Here is a 24,050-nt window from a genome sequence, read left to right as displayed (position 1 = left end):
TCACCTGAGGGGGCTTTTCATAATGACATTAAATAAAGCACTTACTATCGCTGGTTCTGACACAAGTGGCGGTGCTGGTATACAAGCAGATTTAAAAACATTCCAAGAACTTGGTGTATACGGAATGACATCACTTACGACAATCGTAACGATGGATCCACATAACGGTTGGGCACATAACGTATTCCCAATCCCAGCTTCTACATTAAAACCACAATTAGAAACGACAATTGAGGGCGTTGGCGTAGATGCTTTAAAAACGGGTATGCTTGGATCGGTAGAAATTATTGAAATGGTTGCAGAAACAATCGAAAAACATAATTTCAAAAATGTAGTAGTTGACCCTGTTATGGTATGTAAAGGTGCTGATGAAGCATTACACCCTGAAACGAATGATTGCTTACGTGACGTTCTTGTTCCAAAGGCATTAGTTGTAACACCAAACTTATTTGAAGCTTACCAATTAAGTGGCGTAAAGATTAATTCTCTTGAAGACATGAAAGAAGCAGCGAAAAAGATCCACGCTTTAGGTGCGAAATACGTCCTAATTAAAGGCGGTAGCAAGCTTGGTACGGAAACTGCAATCGACGTCCTATATGATGGAGAGACATTCGACCTTCTAGAATCAGAAAAAATTGATACGACAAATACACACGGCGCAGGTTGCACATATTCTGCTGCAATTGCAGCAGAACTTGCAAAAGGAAAATCTGTGAAAGAAGCAGTAAAAACTGCTAAAGAATTTATCACAGCTGCTATCCGTTATTCATTTAAGATTAACGAATACGTAGGCCCAACACATCACGGTGCATATCGTAAATTCGTCGTATCAAAAGAACTTGTCTAACTAAACGAAAACACCCACAGAGTTCATATATTTCCTCTCTGTGGGTGTTTTTTATAAGCTCTTCTGGTCATCTTACCTTTAAGATGCAGAACTGACCTGATTTCTACCATTTCTTTTGGAGTAATATAATGCATCATCAGCAGCTTGAATAAATTGCTCTGGTGATTGTTCATATACTGAAATCCCTACTGAAACTGTAATTTTTATTTTTGTTCCATCTAACAATTGGAATGAATGTTTTTCAACAGCTGCGCGAACTTGTTCCCCCATACGCATTCCGTAAGCTAATCCCTTCTGCGGTATAAGAAGCGCGAACTCCTCTCCACCCTTTCGAAAAGCCAAATCTGGAAACGTTGAAACTTCTCGTAAAATACGCCCTATTTGTTTTAATACTTCATCTCCTGCAGGATGCCCGTACGTATCGTTTACAGACTTAAAATGATCAATATCTATAAGTAGTAAACAAAGTGAATTATTTTTCATGCGCTTATTACCAATATGATGATTCATTTCTAAATCAAACTGCCTTACGTTTCCTAAACCTGTCAATGCATCTATCGTTGCATATTGCTTCATCTTTTGAAATAACTCATTGGATTGCAATACATAATTCGCGCTTATAAATGTGATATATGCTGCAACACTACTACAAACTAAATATAATGCTACTATAGACATATCCTTAAACAGCATAGAAAGTGGCACCGCTAAAATAAATAAACTATATACATTAAACCAGATCCACCTTGTAAACATAGAAACTTTCATCCGCCAAATGAAAGTAACCCCAATACCTATCAATACAATAGTATAACAAGCCAATTCAGAGGCTAAAGAGTACTCGGTTAAAAATAATCGGGTAATTAAAATGATCGTAACTGTTATACTACTAGCTATCGGACCTCCGATTATAATTGCCAAAATAACCGCTAAATAACGTAGATCCAACATAATATTTTCAATATGTACACCAAAATACATCAACAGTACACTTAATATTCCAGTAAAAATACCAACTACACATTTCTGCCAAAAGGAGAACTCTTCTTTTAACGGTTTATCTCTTAAAAGCTGACCTCCAATAAAAATAAAGGAAAGAATAATTGTTGTATTTACAAATAAGTCCCTTAACATAAAATAATCTCCCTACTTTTCTATCTATCCCTTTCCTTATTTTATTGTATACGAAATGCCTATAATTCCCAAAGCTTTTTATATATTTTTTGCTGTTCCACGTGAAACAGCAAAAAAATAAAAAGGACGCAAATTCGTCCTTCTCATTAACAACAGCGTGATATTTTTCCACCCTTTGCATTAAATCTAGCTTCTTGCGCTTCTGCAAAAAATTGTTTTTGACATACAACTTCTTCTTCTGGATGATGCTTTTTCATATGCTCTACATATGTTTCATAGCTTGGTACCCCAACAAGTAAACTAATAAAGTGTTTCCTTTGTCCCCATACTTGCCGTAGTCTTTTAAGCATAGTTCCTCGACTCACTTTCATCTCTAGGAATATATGGTGCCTCTTTTAACGGCATTGGCTTGTTTCTTAATACTTGAATCCAAATTCGAAGCGCAGAAATTAATACTGCAATTACAACTATCATAAAAATCCCACACAGTGCTGCGTCAATATAATCATTGAAAATAATTTGCTTCATTTGAGCAACATTTTTAGCTGGTGCTAACACTTTCCCCTCATCTAACGCTCCTTGAAACACCTTTGCGTGAGATAGAAATCCTATTTTAGGGTTTTCATGAAATAGCTTTTGATAACCCGCCGTCATCGTTACAATAAGCAACCCGACAGTTGGAATAAGCGTCACCCAAACATATGCCTTTTTTCCCATTTTGAACAAAATTGTCGTTCCAAGTAATAATGCAATACCTGCTAACATTTGGTTTGCAATACCGAAAAGTGGCCATAATGTATTAATTCCACCAAGTGGATCCACTACTCCTTGATATAAGAAATAGCCCCATCCTAATACACATAACGTTGTAGCTATTACATTCGCTAATGTGGAATCCGTTTTCCCAAACGGCTTATATACATGCCCTAAAATATCTTGAATCATAAATCGGCCGACACGCGTTCCAGCATCAATCGTTGTTAAAATGAATAGAGCTTCAAAGAGAATCGCAAAATGATACCAAAATGCCATCATGGCTGTTCCACCTATTACTTGTGAGAAAATATATGCCATACCTATCGCTAACGTTGGCGCACCACCTGTACGTGATAAAATCGTTTGCTCTCCAACGTTTACAGCGAGATCTTTTAGTTCATTTGGTGTAATAGCAAATCCCCATGAGGAAATAACTTGAGCTGCCTGCGAGACATCTGTACCGATAAGTGCTGCGGGACTATTAATTGCAAAATACGTTCCCGGTGTTAATACACAAGCTGCAATCATTGCCATCGCTGCTACAAACGACTCCATTAACATTGCTCCATAGCCGATTGGCTGTGCGTGTCCCTCTTGCTCAATCATCTTCGGCGTCGTGCCTGATGAAACGAGAGCATGGAATCCAGACACTGCACCACAAGCAATAGTAATAAATAAAAATGGGAATAAGTTTCCGGAGAACACAGGGCCAGTTCCATCAATAAATTTTGAAACTGCTGGCATTTGTAAATCTGGTGCTACAATTAAAATACCGATTGCTAATCCTACAATTGTTCCGACTTTTAAAAATGTACTTAAATAATCACGTGGTGCTAAAAGCATCCACACTGGTAATGCCGATGCGATAAACCCGTATACAATAAGCATAATAGCAATTGTTTCTCCGCTAAACGTGAACATGCTTGCAAGCGCCGGATTCTCCGCTACATACTGCCCTCCAATAAGAGACAGTATAAGTAGGATAATTCCGATTGCTGACCCTTCACCAACCCGTCCGGGCCTAATGTAGCGCATATACACTCCCATTAAAATAGCGATAGGAATCGTTGCTGCTATCGTAAACATTCCCCAAGGACTTCCGACAAGCGCCTTTACTACTACTAATGCTAATACCGCTAATAAAATAATCATAATGCCTAAAATACCGATCATGGCAATAAGTCCTGTAACAGGACCAATCTCATCTTTAATCATTTCACCGAGAGATTTACCATTACGTCTCATCGAAGCAAATAAAATGATAAAATCTTGCACAGCTCCAGCGACAACGACCCCAACAATAATCCATATTGTCCCTGGTAAATATCCCATTTGTGCCGCCAAAATCGGTCCTACTAAAGGTCCAGCTCCAGCAATTGCTGCAAAATGATGCCCAAATAATACCCATTTATTTGTTGGAACATAATCTTTCCCATCATTTAATGTATGGGCTGGCGTTTGCCGATTATTATCTAAACCGAATACCTTTCTCGCTATAAATCTACTATAAAAGCGATAAGCAACTGCATACACACATACCGCAGCTACTAAGAGCCATACGGCATTAATAGTTTCACCTTGTGATAAAGCTATTACACCGAAAGCACCTGCTCCTACTGCTGCAATAACTCCCCAAAGTAAAATCGACTTCAATGTTCTCACATACAATCCCCCCAATACTATTTCTTAGTGGGATTGTACTAAATTTTCTGAATATTTAACTTGAATCCTCCCTATCATGAAGGATTTTTAGTTTATCATGTTAAAAAAATTGCATTATCTGCTATAATTCAATTTTATTTCGAAGTCGTTTCACATAATTACGACTAACTGGAATCGGTTGCTCATCATATTTATCTAAATATAGATTATATGTGCCATTATAGTAAGGCTTTAACTCTTGTACATATGACATATTAATTAAATAACTTTTATGCACACGTAAAAAATCATATGCATTTAGCTTATTTTCTAGCTCCTGAAGTGTATATGTTGAAATATACTGATTATTTGTTGTATAAATTGAAACTGTTTTGTTTTCCTTATTTTTGCTTACATATACAATATCTTCCGGAAAAATATACCGAATTCCTTCTTGACCTTCTATCGGTAGTTTTCGCAAATAACTCTTTGCTTTCTCTCCTTGCTCTTTACCCATTCTATATAAAAGGAATTGCAAATCTTCTTCGCGAAATGGGCGTAGTAAATAATAAAATGCTTGAAAACGAAATGCCGTAATGGATTCTTCTATATCTTCACCCATAAAAATAAATTTTGCATAACAATTTACTTCCCTTAATAAATTCACATATTCAAATCCAGTTCCATCCATTAATTTTGAGTTTAAAAAAACAAAATCTGGTGTATGCTTTTTCATGATAAATAGTGCTTCTGTTCCCATACTTGCTTCAAAACATTCTACATTCTTTATATTTTCAATAAATTTTTCAGCTAAACTTCTTCGCTCTTCTGCTTCTTCCATAATCAGTAAAATTTTCATTTCTTCAACCACCTAATTCTTTTGTCCGTATGTCCTGTTGTATACATTCGCTTTTATAAAGAACATTCCCTTTTTCTTACTATACCATTATTTATCTAAAAAAACAGAAAAAAGGAAACCTTCACGGTTCCCCTTGCTCTTTTATTCCGCTATTTAGAGTCAGTAACACTCACACTTCAACATTGGCTAAATGTGAAGAAATAAAGTGCAAGTGTTACTGCCATAGTACAAACCGATAATCCGCGAAGGAATAGATCCTCATCGATTAAAATTTCACCTTATGCTAATTCTCGTTGTTTCGTTTCTTGCCCAAGTATAATTACAGCAAATACGCCTATTAAAATTGATCCACAGAAAATCGTAAATATTAGTGATAGTGAAGCCTGTGAAGCAACTAAATATCCTACTAATAGCGGTCCAAGAATACCACCAATACGACCAAATGCTGCTGCCATACCTGCACCTGTACCACGAATAACTGTTGGATATTGTTCAGGTGTATAGGCGTATAATGCACCCCAAGCACCTAAATTAAAGAAGGATAGTAACATGCCTGCTACGATTAATACTGTTAATGACTCTGCTACTCCAAATAAGTAAGCACTGCATGCTGTACCAATTAAATACGTAACTAAAACAAACTTACGACCAAGACGTTCAATAAACCAAGCAGCTGTGAAATAACCCGGCAATTGAGCTAACGTCATAATAAGTACGTATTGGAAACTTTTTATTAAACTAAATCCTTTTAATACCATTACACTAGGTAACCAAAGGAACATTCCATAATAGGAAAAGACAACAGAAAACCATAAAATCCATAACATAATTGTTGCCTTACGGTATTCCCCAGACCAAACTGACTTTATATTTTCGATAACGGATGGCCTTTTTTCAACCTTTTGGAATCTCGGAGAATCCGGTAAATTCCACCTTAAATATAAAGCATATAGCGCCGGAATCGCACTTAATATCATCGCAACTTCCCAACCATATTTCGGTATAACAAAATACGAGATAAGAGCCGCAATTAGCCATCCACCTGCCCAAAAACTTTCTAATAACACAACTATTTTGCCGCGTTCATGTGCTTCAACACTCTCTGATACTAATGTAGAGGCAACTGGAAGCTCTCCCCCTAGCCCCATACCGATTAAAAATCTTAAAACAAGGAACATAGCAAGTGTTGTCGTTAAAGCCGTTAGACCACTACCTATAGAAAATAATAATAATGTAATAATAAAGACTGATTTCCGCCCTATTTTATCTGATAGTATTCCAAAAACGAGCGCTCCAACTGCCATACCAATTGAATTAATGCTGCCTATCCAGCCCATTTCTTGCGTACTTAATCCCCAATCTTTTTGCAATGCCACCATTACAAATGAAAGCATTCCAACATCCATTGCATCAAATAACCATCCAAGCCCCGCTATACCAAGTAGCTTTCGCTTCGAAATTTCTTTCACCTTGCCCACAAGAAGTCCTCCTTACACAGCTGTCTTTACACATCATTTTACATGTGTGAATTGTATAAGTAAAATACTTTCGTGTAAAAATTCTCCTTCATCATTCCCAAAAAGTAAAATACTTATCCGACTATTGGAGGGCAGTAAGATCCACGCCAGGGGTTAGATTAAAAAGCCATTGCCAGTAAACACCCGTTTCGTGAGGATTCGCAATTGATGGTAAACGAACAAAACCTTACTTTATCAAAAATGGACAAATAAAAAAGTAGCGATATTTCGCTACTTTTTCGAACGCATAACTTCTTTTAAAAATTCCGCTAATACTAACTGACGACGCCAACGCGTTGGATTGCTACACAATCTATAAAACCACTCTAAATGGATCGCTTGAATCCATTTTGGTGCACGTTTTACCTCTCCAGCCCATACATCTAAACTTCCGCCTACTCCAACAGCCATTTTCGTTTCTAAACGATGCTTATTCGTTTGGATGAAGTTCTCTTGTCTCGGGAAACCAAGTGCAACAAGCAATAAGTCTGGTTTTGCCTCTTGAATACGAGAAACAATATTCTCTTCTTCTTCTTGTTTAAAGTATCCATCTTGTATACCCACAATAGATACAGCTGAATACGTCTTCGTTAAATGATCTGCTGCAGCTTGTACAACATGTGGTTTTGCACCAAGTAAGAAAACAGATACTGGTTTATTCTCTTCTGATAGCTTCGCAAATAAATTACACATTAAATCAAAACCTGCTACACGTTCCTTTAAAGGTGTGCCCAGCATACCACTTGCTTTTACAACCCCAATTCCGTCAGGCGTAATTAAATCTGTATTTAATAATGTTTTATAGAATGCTTCATCTTTTTTTGCACACATAACAATTTCAGGATTTGCTGTTACTACTTGAAAAGTATGCGTTCGCTCCACTTCTAGTTGTCCCTTCAAATATTGGATTGTTTCATCCATTGTCATTGTAGAAAAAGGAACACCTAGAATATCAACCGTTTTTACTTGCATGATTAACTATCCTCTCTATTTCAGTAAAAGTGTTTTATATGCATTATAAGTATCTTCATACAAATTCTTTAGCGAGAAGTGAGTAGATGCGTGAGTATATAAACGATTTCCCATCGCTTCTAATTCACCATTCAACCATTTTTCATAAGCATTTGCTAATGCATTTGCTAACGAGTCTGCATCACCAATCGGTACAATCCATCCATACGTATCATCAACTATTAACTTTTTCATATCACCTACATTTGTTGCAATAGATGTTAAGCGTTGATTAGCCGCTTCTAATAAAACGAGAGGGAAACTTTCGCTATAAGAGGTTAACAAATTAATGTGTGCAGACGCATATAATTCCTTTGAATCTGTACGAAAACCTAGAAACATTACTTTATCCTCTAGACCCTTTTGTTTCACCATCTCTTTTAATTCTGCTTCTATAGGACCATCACCAAGCAAGAGTACCTTTATATTGGGAATTTTAATTTTTTGTAATGCTTCAAATAAAATATCATGACCTTTAACAGGATGAAGACGTGCTACTTGAATGGCTGTAAATATTCCTTCATCGATGCCAAATTCACTCTTATCATAAGGTTTTGCCGGATTACTATCATACTCAATTCCATTATAAACAGTACAAATCTTCTCTTCTGGTACACCTAGTTTTATTATATTTCTCTTAAAGTTCTCCGTAATTGCAAAGAATAAATCTACCTTCCTGAAAGAACGTAAATTTAACTTCGTAAATACCCATCCTTTTAATCCCCTCTTCATAAAATCCAAAGTTGGATCACTGTGGACAGTCATTATCCATTTCGCTTTTATACCTTTTTTCAAGAGGGAGAGATAGAAATTTGCTCGTGCGCCATGTGTATGCACAATGTCAAATTGATTTTCATTAATAAATGCTTTTATTTTTGAAAGAATTGATAGGTCGTACCGAGATGATTGGGTAAAAACATGTACTTGAATACCAAGGTTTCTCGCCTCTCTAGCAATCGCACCTTCTTCAAATACCATTAATTCCACTTCTTCCTTTGAAAATTGAGATAAAAGTGAAATAATATGTGTTTTTCCCCCACCTTCTTCTGCACCAGCATTCATATGCAACACTTTCATTTCTTACATCCCCCATTTTTTTCTTTTTATTTACTATAACAAAATAAAAGCTAACATATGCTAGCTTTTATTTTTCTATCATTCAATTTCCAGGTCAACTATTAAATATGCCATGATTACTACTAAGTAGAAACTCACTCCAGGTGCAATTAAAATATGACCAGCCATGAATGAGATACCTAATCCAAGAAGTATCGCCGCAATCACCATTGCATATTTCACAGTGAATATTTGTTTAAATTTAGTAAATATACATGCAATAAATTTAATACCAAAGTATAAGAATGGAATTACAAGTAAAATGAACCCTATGATTCCGAAAGAATAGAACCAATCGTGGAAATCACGTTCAATTAATTTCGGCTGTTCTTTATAGTTACCCGCATAACCCATTCCTAATAATTTTTGAGACATTGGGGCTTCATTATAGAAATCTTTATACATTTGTTCAAATAGTTGACGCCCACTAAAAATAAGAGCTTGCGTTTCTTCTTTTTTCTCTGCTACTTTTTCTTTTTCTTTCTCTTTTTCTTTTTCTTGCTCTGTCACAGGAGGTTTGTGTTCTTTAGCTTCCTCCTTCTTTTTCTCTTCCTTTTTCGCACTCTGTTCTTGTTCAATTAATTGGAAATGGAATCCCATATTTTTCATAAATGGTGAAAAAGGTGTATATGCCAATATGCCTACAAATACAGTCATTGCAAGAAAACCATTTAATAAATAGGCATGTTTCTTTCCATCTTTACGCTGTGTAAATGCTTGAATAAAGCACATAACAACTGCGATAGCCATTGATCCAAAAATTGCTCCTACGCCAACCTTTGTCCCAATTGCAAATAGTGAATAAACAACTAAAATTGAAGGAATCCAATAATATGCTTTACCTATACTTTTTGTTTTTTCGATTGAGTACAAAATAACAATTGGACACATGATAGCTAAAATAGATCCTAGCTCGTTACCTGCATAAAACCAACCGCGTGATCCTAACTTTACCCATTCGTAACTATTATAATCTGTGCCAGTAGTAATTGAAGCTACCATTACTACTCCTATAATTAGCGATGCATACGTAATGTAGTTACGCATTTTCGAATGACTTTTTTCTTTTAAAGACTTAAACACAAACACATAACAAGTAAGCATAACAAACGGATATAAAGCTTTTGCTATAAACTTCATTTCTTCTGTAAGTACCATAGGATCTTTTGTAAGCTTATTATTTACCAATCCGATAGTAAAGACTATTCCTACTAAGATTATATACAATATATATTTTATATTTCCTTGTTTCTTCGTTTGAATTAAAATATATATTCCGCCTAGGAACATAACGAATAAGCGTGTAATAACTCCAATGGTCGTATCAATTTTTAAAACCATGATACAGAACGCTGTAAGTAAATCTAAAATCGGTTGCAACAAAATAAAGATTAGTAGAAAATTTTCAAATTTATTACTTTTACTATTTTCGCTTAACATCTAGAACCTCCATAACTATTACCTAATTTCAATCTATACAGTTAATATTTTTTTCTCATCTCAAATATTTATTATAACATATATTTTTTAATTAAACGTCTCACATTTCTACCCCAACCTTACCTTTCAAAAAAAGATTATTTGTATTTTCAAGCGCTTTCTTTCCTCATTTTTTCTTTTTTTCTACATGTAACGAAAATGCATTGTTATTTACATAACTTTAGTGTATATTTTTTCTCTGGAACATCTTTAGGAGGAAGGGATTACAGCAATGTTATTAATCGACATATTTACGTTTCTTGGCATTATCGCCGCTGCTATTTCCGGTACATTAGTTGGTTTAAAAAAAGATTTAGATTTATTCGGTGTCCTTTGTTTAGCTGTAGCTACTGCGCTCGGCGGCGGTATTATTCGTGATATTATGATCGGTAACTTGCCTCCTGTCGCATTTGTTAAACCTATTTACTTTTTCGTAAGCGTATTATCAGCACTATTTACTTGTATGTTTTTTGAGCGTATCAATAAACTTCAAGTCGTTATTATGCTCTCTGATGCTGTTGGCTTAGGTGTTTTTACAGCTATCGGTGCAAATGCGGCAATGTCACATCATGTTGACGCCTCATTTCTAGTCGTTTCAATGGGAGTCATTACAGGTATTGGAGGCGGTATTTTGCGTGACATTTGCGCTCAAGATATCCCCTACGTCTTCCGAAAAGAGATTTACGCAATCGCTTCTATTTTAGGAGCAATTAGTTTCCTAATCACATATGCAATGGGGGCACACATATTAGCTTTCTATGTTTGTTTATTAGTAACATTCATTATTCGTGTTGTCACTGTAATATATAATGTACATTTCCCAGTTTTCTTTAAAACACATGCTAAAATTAATAAAGGCCATTAAGAGAATTCTACATAGAATTCTCTTAATTTATATACTATTCTACACACTAATGTAGAGTAATTGTATATAAAAATATATAATTATATTAGAAACAAAAAATGAAAACGCTTCACATACAGGGGGAAGAACGATGCTTGGGGTTTTTAAAAAACATACAAATAAAACAAACGCCAGTATACTTGAATTAAGTAAGGATCAACAAATCACTTTTAATGTGCCTACTAATTCTGAACTAAAAGTGCAAATGGATATGCTACATATTTCAAAAGAAGATTTACAAATCGTAAAGGTATTACAGCCCTTTATTTATGAAGAAATTGATTGGATTACAGAAAAATTCTATGCCAATATTACAAAACAGCCTAATTTAATTACCATTATTGAACGTTATAGCTCTATTCCAAAGCTAAAGCAAACTTTAAAAACACATATAAAAGAATTATTCAGCGGAGATATGCATGAAGATTTCATTGAGCAACGTGTTAAAATTGCAAAAAGACATGTACAAATTGGGTTACATAGAAAATGGTATACAGCTGCTTATCAAGAATTATTCCGCTCTATCATGAAGATTTTAAAAACGAAAATTACAACAATTGATGATTTTTCTTACTCTATAAACGTAATAAATAAATTATTTACACTTGAACAAGAACTTGTTATTGCGGCCTATGAATCTGAATATGAAAGAATGCAAAAAGAACTTGAAAAAGAAAAAGAAATAACATCTATGACCATTACGCATATTGCAACAGAACTAGCATCTGTATCTGAAAAAACGAGCGCTTCTATTCAACAATTAACCGCTAAATCTGAAACTATTGTAGAAATTGCCAAAACAGGTACATCATTAGCTACAACATCGGAAGAAAAAGCAAATAAAGGTAAAGAACAATTAAATCAGCAAAATAAACGAATGGAATACATTCAAGCAAACATGGAAACGATTATTACTGATACTCATGAACTTCTCGATATTTCTAACAAAATTAATGAAATTATAGATATTGTAAAATCAATTGCAGAGCAAACAAATCTACTCGCACTAAATGCTGCTATTGAATCTGCACGTGCTGGGGAATTTGGTAAAGGCTTCTCCGTTGTAGCTGGAGAAATTCGAAAGTTATCGGAGCAGACGAAAGAATCTATATTCAACGTTACAAAGCTCGTTGAAAAAACAAATGAACAAATTATTCGTGTCTCTTCTTCAGTGAAACAAATTAGCTCCCTCGTATCTGAAGGAACAGATAGTATGTCTGCAACAGATCAATACTTCCAAGAAATTGTAAAAGACATGTCTAACTCAAAAGAACAGAATAAAAAAATTGAAAATGAGTTAGAAACCATTTCACAAGTAATGAAAGGAATTCAAGATGATTCCTCAAAAATGGCTCTAACAGCTGATAGTTTACAACTGGAGCTGAACCGATAAAGCGGTTATATCAGTAGAGATTCTTTATATCTACTGACCCTTAGTCTTCATCTTCTATCAAAAAAAGAATCCAAATTGGATTCTTTTTATTTTCTAAAGAATATTTTTTGACAGTACATATAACTCATATAAACACCAAAGCTTTGCAAAATAAACAATGCTGGCACAATAAGATTGTAATAGGTCATATCTACTTGTAAGAGTCTTAACAATACGTACCCACTAATTAACAATAAGAATAACATATACCCTTCGTTTTGTTGTTTCTTAATAAGAAAGTGTAATAAAGCGATAGACATAAACAATGTTAGCGCTATATATATAAGTTTTTCACATTTAAATAGAATAGAATGTATTCCTTCATCTGAGAATTGATTAATTACTGGTTTTAAAAGTTTAAATCTTTCTTCTTCAATCTCTTTTTGCTTTTGATCAATATGCTCTGTTACGCTTCGATTCTTTGTTACTTTCTCCTCATTTTTACCTTTTCCAATTAAAACAGATTGAACATACGTCTCATTCGAAATCGTATATTGTGACATTCCCATTGTCTGAATTCCATAACTCACACCAAAATGGGTACTATAAAATAGAATAAGTATCCCTATCATCTTTAATAATACTTTTTGCTTCATTGCTGATTGAAAGAGTTCAATTAACAACACATATACAGCAATAAAAATAGGAAGAAATAACCCCATTGGGGAAATCATATTACTACATGCAAATAAAATTGCTGAAAGCACCCACATATAAGGATGATCTAAACCTTTATATAAAAGTATGTAACAAGCTAAATAAAATAAAAATATTGCAAGCGATTCTGATGTTAATAAAGCACTCGTAAATATATTTGGAATATATAAAGCGTAAAATACAGAAGCAACACGGCCGCATTCTTCTCCAAAAACCATTGCTGCAATACGATAAATGAAAAATGCAGTCCCTGTGCAAAATAAAATATTAAATAGCTGCAATGCGAATACCGTATCGCCAAATACACGAATAATAATTGATTCATAAATAATAAAAGGTAAGTGCGCAACATTCTCTACGCTATTACCAATTGCAATCTGCTTTGCAGACTCAAACATAGCTTTCATATCATCGATTACCGGAACATCTACAAATAAAACCATACTCAGTCTCACGACTATAGATGTACCAATAAGAAAAATAAGAAATTGTTTATCTGTAAAACGATACTGTAAAATCGATGCTACTAACAGCATGAGAATAACAAAAATAATCAATACAATTGTTACACTTGTTGTACTGCCTCCAAAAAACTGTTTACTTGTTTCGAACGCAGACCAACAACTATAAACAAAAAATGCGAGCATCGCACCGATCATTATTTTACTGAAAAAAGACGAAAAATTTGTTTGTATATGATTCATATGTCCATTGCACCTCTATTTCCATTCATAACAAAACGATTCTATCACGAATAGGTACACAGCTGATAGGGAATTTCTATGACAAATACAGGGTCATAACTTTTTCACTTGCAATGTAAGCGACTACTCTTTTACACTACATTTTATATATGATAAATTTTCTTTCAGTTACATGAATACAAATACAGAAGTTTTACTAATCCTCTTCAGGAATTCTTTACTTCATTAAATATCTATAGATTTTTAATATTTTTGTACTCCACTTACAATACATGTCATTCTGATTGAAAACAGAAAATAGGGGCTGACCATATGGAAAAGAAATTCATGCGAGAATCTAAAGCAATTAAAACAACACGTGTTTTTCCAAATGATTTAAATAATCATCAAACACTTTTCGGCGGGAAATTATTGGCAGAAATTGATAGTATCGCTTCAATTGCAGCTGCAAGGCATAGTCGTAAACATTGCGTAACAGCATCTATCGATTCTGTTGATTTTTTAACTCCAATTCACCAAGCAGATTCTGTTTGTTACGAGGCATTCGTATGTTATACAGGAAAATCTTCAATGGAAGTGTTCGTAAAAGTAATTGCAGAGAATTTATTAGCAGGAGAACGTAGAATAGCTGCAACATGTTTCATTACATTCGTTGCATTAAAAGATGGAAAACCTTCTTCTGTTCCACAAGTACTGCCTGAAACGGAAGAAGAACATTGGCTACACACAACTGGTGCTGAGCGTGCAGAAAGTAGAAAAAAAGGGCGTGTAAAAAGCAAAGAAATGGCTGAAGTTCTAACTTTAAGTAAACCTTGGAGTATGTAGAAACCTTCACCGTTAAGAAATCTTCCGAGCGAATAACAATCATGTATTCGCTCATTTTTTATAAACAATTTCCCGCCTTCATACAACCATTCCTCCTTTTCACACATACTATGTAATATTTTTATACATACCCGCTCGCTATTCACTTTTTCTAATGAATAAAATCTTATTTATAACACGGTTCTATGCCATCAACAGTTGCTTTACAAAGTTTATGTAGGGTACACTTATACGGGTGGTCAACAAAACAATTTAAGGATTTGTAAATCGTGTAGGAAACACCTTACACTTCATTATATTGAAAGAATTAACTGTAGTTAAAAACCTTACTATGACATAGCAAGCATTTTAATTAAATTGGATTATTTTAATGGAAAGGTGAAATTATGCAGAAATCAATTGCTTCAAATATTTTTTATAAAATACTGCTCAATACGTTTAATATTATCCTTCCAATTTTAGTTGGTCCTTACGCATATCGAACGTTAGGAGCAACTTCAATCGGAACCGTTAATGTTGCTGAAACTTTTTTCAATTACTTCTTCGTATTCGCCGTATTTGGTGTATATCAATATGGTTTACGTGAAATTAGCTTAATTAAAAACGATAAGAAGAAAGTTTCTAAGCTATTTACAAGTCTCTATGTAATTAACTTCACAACTAGTATTTTAGCTTTATCATCCTTTATGCTCTTTAGCTATATTGGATATGGACATGAAAGTCTATTTCCTGTTCTTCTTATTTTCGGTTTTAATTTTATATCTAACATGTTTTATGTGGAATGGTTTAATGAAGCATATGAAAATTATGACTTCATCACTAAAAAAACAGTTATCGTTCGATTAATCTATGTCGTACTTCTTTTCTCTTTCATTCATGGGGTTGACGATTATAAAACATATGCTGGTTTATTAGTATTATCAACATTTTTAAACCACTCTATTAGCTTTGTATATGTGAAACGCCAAGTGAAATTTGATTTTTCCGACTTAACGATTATTCCTCATTTAAAACCGTTACTATTAGTATTGATTTTTTCAAATGCTAATATTTTATATACTCAATTAGATCGTCTTGTTCTAGGAGTATATGTTGGAAAAGAAGAAGTTGCATATTACGTAATGGCTTTTCAAATTATGATGATTATTAACACACTTATGTTAAGTGTTGTACAAGTAACCGTTCCAAGGCTGTCTTACTTATCAGGAAATGCATCTGAAATGGAATATGAATCTTTACTAAATAAAATTTCAAAAGTATATTTCATTACCCTATTCCCTGCTGCAATTGGTTTAATGCTTATTGCTCATGGAGCTGTTGTTATTTATGGTGGACAACAATTTGCTGCAGCTGGTAATACATTAATTGTTTTCGCCTTCTATATGATTACGGTTGGTATTGAGTCCATTTTATCGAATCAAATTATTTATGTGAAAAAGAAAGAAAGCATTTTAGTGCGGTTTTTATTCATTTGCGGATTTATCAACTTAGCATCTAATATTGCACTCATATTCTTCCATGTACTTACACCAACAACAGCGATTTTCACAACAACAATTGCGAATTGCTTCTTAATTACATTTGAATATATTTATGTGAAAAAGAAACTAAAAGTGAATTATACGTTATTCGATATACAAAAACTTAAATATCTATTTTATTCTCTAACATTTATACCGATAGCATTCGTTATTGATATGATCGTATCTGGACAAATACTACAAGTCATCCTAGTAATAATAACGTGTGGATTAACGTATGCTCTTATCCTCTTTATAACAAAGGATGAAATTCTCTTTTCGCTACTTGAAAAGATACTAGCACGATTCAAAAAGGCTTAAACGCAATCTCTAAAAGGAGCTGTTAAACTTGAAATTTTCTTTAATCATGGCTACTTGTGGCAGACGTGATGATATTCTTGACTTACTAAAATCACTTGAACAACAAACTTACAAAAACTTTGAACTTATCGTAGTAGATCAAAATGATACGCCAATCTCTGATTTATTTGATGAATATAAAGATAAATTTTCTATTAATTACATTTATACACCTATTAAAGGACTATCAAGAGCTCGCAATGCGGGCTTAAAAGTAGCAGATGGCGATTTTATCGCTTTTCCAGATGATGATTGTATTTATGAAAAGAATGTTTTAGAGAGTATATTAGAAACTTTCAACTCTAATAAAGATGTGCATTTCATCTCAACAAACACGACAAATGTTGAAGGAACTGGTTCTTTAATACACGCACCGAATACAGACATTATTTTAAATAATAAGTATGGGTTCATGGGGCCTTCTTTCACCCTATTCTTCACAAAGCAATTTGTACAAGATGTAGGTACATTTGATGAAGATTTAGGTGTTGGTTCTGGAACGATTTATGGAGCCGGTGAAGAAACTGACTTTGTGTTACGCGGTATGAAACAAAATTATACTGGTCTATTTAGAAAAGATCTGTTCGTATACCATCCTGTAAAAGAGGAAATTATTAATGAACAATCATTAAAACGTGCCATTTCTTATGCTGGTGGTTTTGGTAGAGTTATTCGCTTACACTATGGATTCCCTTACTTCTTGCGTGCTGTCGCTGCTGCAACATTCCGTATGACACAAAATATTTCTAATGATAAACGCAAATTCCATGCAAATCGCTTACGCGGAATTGTTCGTGGATATTTAAAATAAAAAATAAGGTGTAACCACTTATATAAAATGGTTATACCTTATTTTTATTTCTCTCACATCACAGCAATCCGTCATCCTTTTGTCATCGTATACCCTACTATTCAATTACATTATATATTTTGGAAATGATAGCATTCTACCCAAGAATTTAGTATCATGATTCAAGACACTATTTAGAAATGAACGGAGGACATTATGAGCTTATTAACTGTTGAAAAATTAGGCCATACATTTGGTGATCGTACATTATTTAAAGATGTATCCATGCGCTTACTTGCAGGAGAACACGTTGGATTAGTTGGAGCAAACGGTGTTGGTAAATCAACATTTATGAATATAATTACTGGTCAGCTTATCCATGACGAAGGTCGCGTTGAATGGACACCTGGTACGAATTACGGTTACTTAGACCAGCATACTATTTTAACACCTGGTCGCACGATTCGTGATGTATTAGCAGATGCATTTTTACCTTTATTTGAAAAAGAAAAAGCTTTAAATGAAGTTACAGAGAAAATGGGAACTGCTACACCAGAAGAATTGGAGGAACTTCTTGAGCAAATGGCAGAAATTCAAGATGCTCTTGAAGCAGGTGGCTTCTATTTATTAGATATTAAAATTGAAGAAGCGGCACGTGGTCTTGGAATTGACGCAATTGGGCTAGATCGTGATGTTGCGGCATTAAGTGGTGGACAACGTACAAAAGTGTTACTTGCAAAGTTACTACTTGAGCAACCAGAAGTACTACTATTAGATGAGCCTACCAACTATTTAGACGTTGAACATATTCATTGGTTAACAAATTATTTAAAAGAGTACCCACATGCATTCCTATTGATTTCCCATGATACGGAATTTATGAATAAATGTGTTGATGTTATTTTCCATCTAGAATTCACAAAAATGACGCGTTATACAGCAACATATGAAAAATTCTTAGAACTAGCAGAAATCAATAAAAATCAACATATCAACGCCTATGAAAAGCAGAGAGAATTTATTAAAAAGCAAGAAGACTTTATCGCCAAAAATAAAGCTCGTTACTCAACGACTGGCCGTGCAAAGAGCCGTCAAAAACAACTTGATCGTATGGAGCGTATTGATCGTCCTGAAACAGCTATTAAGCCTGAGTTCTCCTTTAAAGAAAGTCGTGCAAGTAGTCGATTTGTCTTCGAAGGGGAAAATGTGGAGATCGGATATACACATCCGTTATTACCGAAATTAACAATGACAATTGAACGTGGTGAAAAAATTGCAATTGTTGGATGTAACGGTGTCGGTAAATCAACACTGCTAAAAACAATTTTAGGTAAGATTAAACCATTAAGCGGAAAGACAAGTCTTGGTGACTTCTTAAATCCATCATACTTCGAGCAGGAAGTAAAAGCTGATAATATAACACCAATTGATGATGTTTGGAATACATTCCCTAGCTTAGACCAACATCAAATCCGTGCAATGTTAGCAAAATGCGGTTTAAAGAATGAACATATCTCTCGTCCACTGAACCAATTAAGTGGTGGCGAACAAGCAAAAGTTCGTTTATGTAAACTAATGGGTGAAGAAAGTAACTGGTTACTCTTTGATGAGCCAACAAACCACCTTGATGTTACAGCAAAAGAAGAGCTGAAAAAGGCGATGAAAGCATACAAAGGAACAATTCTTCTTGTATGCCACGAACCTGATTTTTATGAAGATTGGGTAACAAAAACTTGGGATGTAGAGAAATGGGCCCAAGAAAATTCTTAATCCCCTAAAAACATCCCTTTACACTGATATTTAATGTGTAAAGGGATTTCATTTTAAAATAACCATGCAATTTGATAAGGAGTTTTTAATAATGCAACACACATTCCCCCTAAAGCTTAATACGTTTTTTGTAAAGTGCTTATTAGTACTATGTCTAATTATTTCTGCTGCTATAACGTGGCAATCAATAGGCATCATTCAAGAAAAAACCGACACGCATTCCTTTATTATAATCCCGATTATTATTTTAATAGGTCTTCTATTTTTGCTTATTGGCTATATTTCTAACAAGTATATGTCTACATTTACATTTACCGTTTCACTCATTGTTTTAGCTTTTTCTGTTCGATTAATTTGGGTTCTCAACGTTCCAACCCCTATCGAATCAGATTTTTCAGTGATGTACAATAGTGCTATTCAAGCTACTAAAGGCGATTTTAGTTTTGCACAAGACGACTATTATACTTCATGGGTTTATCAACTTGGCTTTACAATGTACCAAGCTTTCATTATTAAGTTATTCGGCGAAGGGCCTTTCCTTCTAAAACTTTTAAATATAATGTATTGCACAGGAACAACATGGCTAGTTTACAAAATAACTTCATATGTTTTTAATGAATGGGCTGGAAGAATGGCTGGATTACTATATGCATTATATATCCCTAGCATTGTATTGAGCTCTTTACTAACGAATCAACATATTGCCACATTCCTATTTTATCTTGGATTTTACTTATTAATTACAAAAGGTCTAACCCATAAATATATGTGGATTTTTATAGGGATCTTCCTAGCCTTAGGAGATATTATGCGTCCACTTGGCGCTTTCGTCTTGATTGCAGTAGCTCTTTACGTCTTTTTACAAGGTATATTAGGAAAATCAAAACAGGATATTTTAACTTCTATAAAAAAACTTTCTGGGATTTTCATCGTTTTTTATCTTGTTCATTACATTATAAGCTCTTCATTTATATATACCGGAATTACACAATATCCGTTATCTAACCGAGATCCTCTTTGGAAATTCACAGTAGGACTTAATCACGAAACAAGAGGTGGATATTCTTCAGCAGATGTAGAATATGTTATGTCCTTTAAGCTTGGAAAAGAACGAGAAGCCGTTGAGAAGAAATTGATTCAAGAGCGACTAGCTGATCCAGAAAAGGTTTTATCTTTATTTGGTGATAAATTCACGATTATGTGGGCAGATTATGATTCCGCCCCAGTATGGAGCCTGGCAACACTAAGTAACACAGAGAGTGATATGGTTACCTTACAAGATGATCTTAAAACATACGACAAGTATATTTATATTACAACGATGTTATTTGGTACGTTAGCAACGCTTTATCTCTTATTAACGAAGCAGAACAACACACATTACACACTATTTTTATTATTAATAATTGGTTATATAACGATTCACTTCTTAATAGAATATCAAACAAGATATCGATACTTTATCATCCCTAGCTTTACAATCATTCAAGGTTATGGGTTATATGTAGTTTATCATCTCATGTCTAAAAGAAAGGCCAAATAAAAAAGCGTAAGCTCGGTGCAATTACCGAGCTTACGCTTTTTATTTATATTCTTTTTTTATTGTAAATATGCTTAATGCCAAAAGCAGCTAAAAAGATCATAGGTATTGTAGCCGAATAATGATATCTCGGTGCTACTTCTACTATCATTTGTGCCATTGTTAGCCCAATCACATATAAACAAATAATTAAAAGTGAAGATTTATTTTTATTTTTTATAGCTACTAACGCTCCGAACAGTGAAGTAACTAGTAAAAAGTAATAGAAAACATTAGAAATTATAGTATAGCGTACTTTATGGTCCATAATTGGATCTGCATATTTAACAGCTTGATCATCATTACCTAAAAAGATAATAAATTTATCATACATTAGTTTCCCGAAATCTATATCATCGTTTTTGATTCTCTTTTTCGCTTCTTCAAGCATTTGCTTTTGAACGTCTTGAGCACTCCATCCTGGTTGACCACTATAATGATATAGTAACGCTGAATCTCCTGGATTCCATGTTCCTGAGGCTCCCTTATTAAATCCTACATGAATGTTGTATCCCGGCACTGTTGCTATCTCTTCACCTAAACGTAATGTTACATAATGATTTGCCGCTGAAGACATCATTAAGTATCCAATAATGATAACCCCTACGTATGCCAACTTATTAATAAGTAGCTTTTTATTCCCGATATGCTTTGTATCTATAATAAACATCCATATCGCTAAGGCTATAATTGGCACTGCTGCAATTGGTCTTGCCATATTTATTAATACAAGTAATGCAGCTAATAGAATTGAATACATAAGAACTTTTGCAATCTTCATATTTTCAATTTTATCATAAACAATTATCATAATTGCCCAGGCTAATAACAGTATTGTACAATACAACGGTTCTGAAAGTGCAAACATGTTATACATCGTTTGTGATGGTAAGAGAATCCATAAAACACTTGCTGTTATCGCTGTTCTCACTCCACCAATTCGTCTAGCTATAAAATATATTAATCCCATCGAAATTGTAGTTAAAACAACATTAATAATTGGCGGAATCATAAAGTTTGCCCCAAATATTTTTAGGAAGATACTTAAGAATGAAGCATAACCAAAAATATGTGGAAATAGTGCTACATATCTATCATGAATAACAAAGTTATCACCTAATGCTTTTGCAGTATTGAAAAAGGCTTCATAATCACCAATCGGATCAATCTTATATGTAACAATCCATGCAGTTTTCACTGCTAAACAAATAATTAGTAGTACAAAAAAACATATTTTTTCATTTACTCTTTCAAGATATAGCGATCCACTGCTAAGTATAAAGTTTCCAATTGTACATAATAATAAAACTCCAACTAATATCATTACATAATTATACTTTTGAGTATCTGAAAAATAATCAAAAATTAATATTGCAACGAAAAAGCTATAAATGCCGTATATGGCACGTGTAGAAAAAGTTGAAAATAATCCAGAAAAGCGTTCCAAAAAAATTCACTCCTTAACATATTTATATGGCAAAACATTATATTTCCTAAAAAAATTACACTACCAGCTACTATACATTAATATTACCATGATTTCCATGTTTGCTTTTATATTTCAAAGTATACCAATTTTAAATAACCATTTTTATTATTGACAGATTTATTCTATATCCTAAAATGGTATTCGCCCAAAACATATAACATCTTAGCATAAATTATGCTATAATTGATAGTTGTTATGTACGAGTAACCTTTCTACATTTCCTGTTTTGTTTATACATTTTATAAAGTTGAGGATACTATTATGGAGAAACTCTTAAAGTTTGGTTTAGTAGGGATCTTTAATACACTCATTACAATTATTAGCTTTTGGATATTATTAAAATTCGGGATGAACTACCTGATTGCGAATACCATTGCCTATTTAATTGGTGTTGCCAATAGCTACTATTGGAATAAAAATTGGGTGTTTAAACCTAATAATAAAAGCACGTCAATGTTCTTTAAATTTCTAACTGTAAATTTAATTGTATTGGGTTTTAATACATTATGTTTATTTATATTGGTAGATAAACTTACTGTCAATAAATTAATTGCACAGATCTTCGCAATTGGTGTCGGAATGGTTATAAATTTTGTCCTTAATAAAATTTGGACATTCAACCAAACGGAAAAGGCTACTAATTAAACTGAAACAATTTATTAAAAATACGGAGGATACAACATGCAAAAATTAATCTCGGTTGTAGTTCCTATGTACTTCGAGGAAGAAGTAGCACAGGAATGTTATAACCGTTTAAAGTCCGTTATGCTTCAAAATGATATTAATTACGAGTTTGTCTTTGTAAACGACGGTAGTACAGATCGTACAATGGAAATCTTATCTGAGATTGCAGCAAATGATTACCGTACAAAAATCGTTAATTTCGCTCGTAACTTTGGTCACCAAGTAGCTGTTACAGCTGGTATTGCTGCTGCAAAAGGTGACGCTATTGTAATTATAGATGCAGACTTACAAGATCCACCTGAAGTTATTCCTGAACTTATTGCAAAATGGGAAGAAGGATATGAAGTTGTTTATGCAAAACGTAAGCAACGTAAAGGTGAAACTTGGTTTAAACTTTTAACAGCTAAATATTTCTATAAGTTCTTAAACTACATGTCTGATATCGATATCCCAAAAGATACTGGTGATTTCCGAATCATCGATCGCAAAGTAGCTGATGTTTTCAATCAAATGACTGAGCGAAATCGCTTCATCCGCGGTATGATGTCTTGGGTTGGCTTCCGCCAAACGTATGTTGAATATGAACGTGATGAGCGCTTTGCTGGTGAAACAAAATATCCATTAAAGAAAATGATTAAATTTGCATCTGACGGCATTATTGCATTTTCGACAAAGCCATTACGCATCGTTATGTCTTTAGGTTTATTATCAGTTCTGATTTCTATAATTGTCTTACTATATACAATTACTGTGAAAATTATCGGCAATGGTACACAAACAGGTTGGGCATCTATTATGGTTGCTATTACATTCTTTAGCGGTATTCAATTACTTGGTCTTGGAATCGTTGGTCAGTATATCGCTCGTATTTATGACGAAAGTAAAAACCGTCCGATTTATATCGTAAAAGAAACAATCAACATTGACCAAGAAGAGGCTGCACTGAAAAAAGAAAAAGTGAATGCATAATAAAAAA

At 33.8% G+C, this 24,050-nt stretch carries 20 protein-coding genes and 1 pseudogene; 11 read left to right on the top strand and 10 right to left on the bottom strand.

The window, feature by feature from the left end; genetic code table 11:
* The first annotated feature begins 22 nt into the window (after window positions 1–22).
* A complete protein-coding gene (gene pdxK / locus ACVWY7_RS16150; protein WP_000174250.1) occupies window positions 23–847 on the top strand; it encodes a pyridoxine/pyridoxal/pyridoxamine kinase in 825 nt (274 codons plus the stop codon).
* A gap of 78 nt (window positions 848–925) precedes the next feature.
* On the opposite strand, the gene ACVWY7_RS16145 is transcribed toward pdxK, so the two are convergent.
* The 8 genes from ACVWY7_RS16145 to ACVWY7_RS16110 all read right to left on the bottom strand — a co-directional run bounded on the left by ACVWY7_RS16145 (window position 926) and on the right by ACVWY7_RS16110 (window position 10,321).
* On the bottom strand, window positions 926–1,981 hold the full coding sequence (locus ACVWY7_RS16145) for a GGDEF domain-containing protein (protein WP_000942879.1): 1,056 nt from the start codon (window positions 1,979–1,981) through the stop codon (window positions 926–928).
* A 146-nt stretch (window positions 1,982–2,127) separates the two neighbouring features.
* A complete protein-coding gene (locus tag ACVWY7_RS16140; protein ID WP_000919824.1) occupies window positions 2,128–2,331 on the bottom strand; it encodes a YbdD/YjiX family protein in 204 nt (67 codons plus the stop codon).
* Window positions 2,324–4,399 (bottom strand): carbon starvation protein CstA, encoded by a 2,076-nt coding sequence (gene cstA / locus ACVWY7_RS16135; RefSeq protein ID WP_001259563.1) that lies wholly within the window; start codon window positions 4,397–4,399, stop codon window positions 2,324–2,326. The genes ACVWY7_RS16140 and cstA overlap by 8 nt, the downstream gene beginning before the upstream one ends.
* A gap of 121 nt (window positions 4,400–4,520) precedes the next feature.
* Complete coding sequence (locus ACVWY7_RS16130) at window positions 4,521–5,237, bottom strand: LytR/AlgR family response regulator transcription factor (protein WP_000698265.1); 717 nt, start codon at window positions 5,235–5,237, stop codon at window positions 4,521–4,523.
* Window positions 5,238–5,515: 278 nt separating this feature from the next.
* Window positions 5,516–6,715 carry an MFS transporter gene (locus ACVWY7_RS16125; RefSeq protein WP_001994944.1) on the bottom strand — a complete coding sequence of 400 codons (1,200 nt, stop codon included), beginning with the start codon at window positions 6,713–6,715 and terminating at the stop codon, window positions 5,516–5,518.
* Between the two features lie 270 nt (window positions 6,716–6,985).
* On the bottom strand, window positions 6,986–7,726 hold the full coding sequence (locus tag ACVWY7_RS16120; RefSeq protein ID WP_001197426.1) for a WecB/TagA/CpsF family glycosyltransferase: 741 nt from the start codon (window positions 7,724–7,726) through the stop codon (window positions 6,986–6,988).
* A gap of 15 nt (window positions 7,727–7,741) precedes the next feature.
* Window positions 7,742–8,842: a glycosyltransferase family 4 protein gene (locus tag ACVWY7_RS16115; protein WP_105989408.1), complete on the bottom strand. Its 1,101-nt coding sequence runs from the start codon at window positions 8,840–8,842 to the stop codon at window positions 7,742–7,744.
* A gap of 78 nt (window positions 8,843–8,920) precedes the next feature.
* Window positions 8,921–10,321 (bottom strand): O-antigen ligase family protein, encoded by a 1,401-nt coding sequence (locus ACVWY7_RS16110; RefSeq protein WP_000947782.1) that lies wholly within the window; start codon window positions 10,319–10,321, stop codon window positions 8,921–8,923.
* 271 nt (window positions 10,322–10,592) lie between these two features.
* Here ACVWY7_RS16110 and ACVWY7_RS16105 point away from each other — a divergent pair, with 271 nt between their 5' ends.
* The 3 genes and pseudogenes from ACVWY7_RS16105 to ACVWY7_RS16095 all read left to right on the top strand — a co-directional run bounded on the left by ACVWY7_RS16105 (window position 10,593) and on the right by ACVWY7_RS16095 (window position 12,657).
* Window positions 10,593–11,225 carry a trimeric intracellular cation channel family protein gene (locus ACVWY7_RS16105; protein WP_000924375.1) on the top strand — a complete coding sequence of 211 codons (633 nt, stop codon included), beginning with the start codon at window positions 10,593–10,595 and terminating at the stop codon, window positions 11,223–11,225.
* 130 nt (window positions 11,226–11,355) lie between these two features.
* Window positions 11,356–11,853, top strand: a pseudogene (locus ACVWY7_RS16100) (protoglobin family protein); the annotation flags it as partial.
* 63 nt (window positions 11,854–11,916) lie between these two features.
* On the top strand, window positions 11,917–12,657 hold the full coding sequence (locus ACVWY7_RS16095; RefSeq protein ID WP_369825457.1) for a methyl-accepting chemotaxis protein: 741 nt from the start codon (window positions 11,917–11,919) through the stop codon (window positions 12,655–12,657).
* An 86-nt stretch (window positions 12,658–12,743) separates the two neighbouring features.
* Here ACVWY7_RS16095 and ACVWY7_RS16090 read toward each other — a convergent pair whose 3' ends face one another.
* Window positions 12,744–14,057 carry an ArnT family glycosyltransferase gene (locus tag ACVWY7_RS16090; protein ID WP_001015660.1) on the bottom strand — a complete coding sequence of 438 codons (1,314 nt, stop codon included), beginning with the start codon at window positions 14,055–14,057 and terminating at the stop codon, window positions 12,744–12,746.
* Between the two features lie 312 nt (window positions 14,058–14,369).
* Between ACVWY7_RS16090 and ACVWY7_RS16085 the strand changes: the two genes are divergently transcribed.
* The 5 genes from ACVWY7_RS16085 (at window position 14,370) to ACVWY7_RS16065 (ending at window position 20,865) form a co-directional block, all read left to right on the top strand.
* Window positions 14,370–14,882, top strand: a complete 513-nt coding sequence (locus ACVWY7_RS16085) for an acyl-CoA thioesterase (protein ID WP_000412133.1) — start codon at window positions 14,370–14,372, stop codon at window positions 14,880–14,882.
* Between the two features lie 386 nt (window positions 14,883–15,268).
* Window positions 15,269–16,723 (top strand): oligosaccharide flippase family protein, encoded by a 1,455-nt coding sequence (locus tag ACVWY7_RS16080; protein WP_001172399.1) that lies wholly within the window; start codon window positions 15,269–15,271, stop codon window positions 16,721–16,723.
* A 28-nt stretch (window positions 16,724–16,751) separates the two neighbouring features.
* Entirely contained in the window at window positions 16,752–17,573 is an 822-nt protein-coding gene (locus tag ACVWY7_RS16075) for a glycosyltransferase family 2 protein (protein WP_000672695.1), read from the top strand.
* Between the two features lie 195 nt (window positions 17,574–17,768).
* Window positions 17,769–19,322 (top strand): ABC-F family ATP-binding cassette domain-containing protein, encoded by a 1,554-nt coding sequence (locus ACVWY7_RS16070; RefSeq protein WP_000055390.1) that lies wholly within the window; start codon window positions 17,769–17,771, stop codon window positions 19,320–19,322.
* 91 nt (window positions 19,323–19,413) lie between these two features.
* Window positions 19,414–20,865 (top strand): ArnT family glycosyltransferase, encoded by a 1,452-nt coding sequence (locus tag ACVWY7_RS16065; protein ID WP_142395539.1) that lies wholly within the window; start codon window positions 19,414–19,416, stop codon window positions 20,863–20,865.
* A 43-nt stretch (window positions 20,866–20,908) separates the two neighbouring features.
* On the opposite strand, the gene ACVWY7_RS16060 is transcribed toward ACVWY7_RS16065, so the two are convergent.
* The gene (locus tag ACVWY7_RS16060; protein WP_000439383.1) at window positions 20,909–22,348 is read right to left on the bottom strand and encodes a glycosyltransferase family protein; all 1,440 of its coding nucleotides are present in this window, start codon (window positions 22,346–22,348) and stop codon (window positions 20,909–20,911) included.
* A 303-nt stretch (window positions 22,349–22,651) separates the two neighbouring features.
* Here ACVWY7_RS16060 and ACVWY7_RS16055 point away from each other — a divergent pair, with 303 nt between their 5' ends.
* Both ACVWY7_RS16055 and ACVWY7_RS16050 read left to right on the top strand, forming a co-directional pair.
* The gene (locus ACVWY7_RS16055) at window positions 22,652–23,035 is read left to right on the top strand and encodes a GtrA family protein (RefSeq protein ID WP_000413283.1); all 384 of its coding nucleotides are present in this window, start codon (window positions 22,652–22,654) and stop codon (window positions 23,033–23,035) included.
* A gap of 36 nt (window positions 23,036–23,071) precedes the next feature.
* A complete protein-coding gene (locus ACVWY7_RS16050) occupies window positions 23,072–24,043 on the top strand; it encodes a glycosyltransferase family 2 protein (RefSeq protein WP_001170713.1) in 972 nt (323 codons plus the stop codon).
* Window positions 24,044–24,050 lie beyond the last annotated feature (7 nt).

The organism is Bacillus sp. TE9106W (assembly GCF_054062215.1).
This window is presented reverse-complemented; position numbering and strand designations above follow the sequence as displayed.

What these genes read in the sequence shown, in the direction of transcription:
- pdxK (WP_000174250.1), top strand. Translation starts at nt 23, where the DNA reads ATGACATTAAATAAAGCACTTACTATCGCTGGTTCTGACACAAGTGGC.
- ACVWY7_RS16085 (WP_000412133.1), top strand. Translation starts at nt 14,370, where the DNA reads ATGGAAAAGAAATTCATGCGAGAATCTAAAGCAATTAAAACAACACGT.
- ACVWY7_RS16110 (WP_000947782.1), bottom strand. Translation starts at nt 10,321, where the DNA reads ATGTTAAGCGAAAATAGTAAAAGTAATAAATTTGAAAATTTTCTACTA.
- ACVWY7_RS16115 (WP_105989408.1), bottom strand. Translation starts at nt 8,842, where the DNA reads ATGAAAGTGTTGCATATGAATGCTGGTGCAGAAGAAGGTGGGGGAAAA.
- ACVWY7_RS16130 (WP_000698265.1), bottom strand. Translation starts at nt 5,237, where the DNA reads ATGAAAATTTTACTGATTATGGAAGAAGCAGAAGAGCGAAGAAGTTTA.
- ACVWY7_RS16140 (WP_000919824.1), bottom strand. Translation starts at nt 2,331, where the DNA reads ATGCTTAAAAGACTACGGCAAGTATGGGGACAAAGGAAACACTTTATT.
- ACVWY7_RS16095 (WP_369825457.1), top strand. Translation starts at nt 11,917, where the DNA reads ATGCAAAAAGAACTTGAAAAAGAAAAAGAAATAACATCTATGACCATT.
- ACVWY7_RS16070 (WP_000055390.1), top strand. Translation starts at nt 17,769, where the DNA reads ATGAGCTTATTAACTGTTGAAAAATTAGGCCATACATTTGGTGATCGT.
- ACVWY7_RS16105 (WP_000924375.1), top strand. Translation starts at nt 10,593, where the DNA reads ATGTTATTAATCGACATATTTACGTTTCTTGGCATTATCGCCGCTGCT.
- ACVWY7_RS16120 (WP_001197426.1), bottom strand. Translation starts at nt 7,726, where the DNA reads ATGCAAGTAAAAACGGTTGATATTCTAGGTGTTCCTTTTTCTACAATG.
- ACVWY7_RS16065 (WP_142395539.1), top strand. Translation starts at nt 19,414, where the DNA reads ATGCAACACACATTCCCCCTAAAGCTTAATACGTTTTTTGTAAAGTGC.
- ACVWY7_RS16090 (WP_001015660.1), bottom strand. Translation starts at nt 14,057, where the DNA reads ATGAATCATATACAAACAAATTTTTCGTCTTTTTTCAGTAAAATAATG.
- ACVWY7_RS16080 (WP_001172399.1), top strand. Translation starts at nt 15,269, where the DNA reads ATGCAGAAATCAATTGCTTCAAATATTTTTTATAAAATACTGCTCAAT.
- ACVWY7_RS16145 (WP_000942879.1), bottom strand. Translation starts at nt 1,981, where the DNA reads ATGTTAAGGGACTTATTTGTAAATACAACAATTATTCTTTCCTTTATT.
- ACVWY7_RS16055 (WP_000413283.1), top strand. Translation starts at nt 22,652, where the DNA reads ATGGAGAAACTCTTAAAGTTTGGTTTAGTAGGGATCTTTAATACACTC.
- ACVWY7_RS16050 (WP_001170713.1), top strand. Translation starts at nt 23,072, where the DNA reads ATGCAAAAATTAATCTCGGTTGTAGTTCCTATGTACTTCGAGGAAGAA.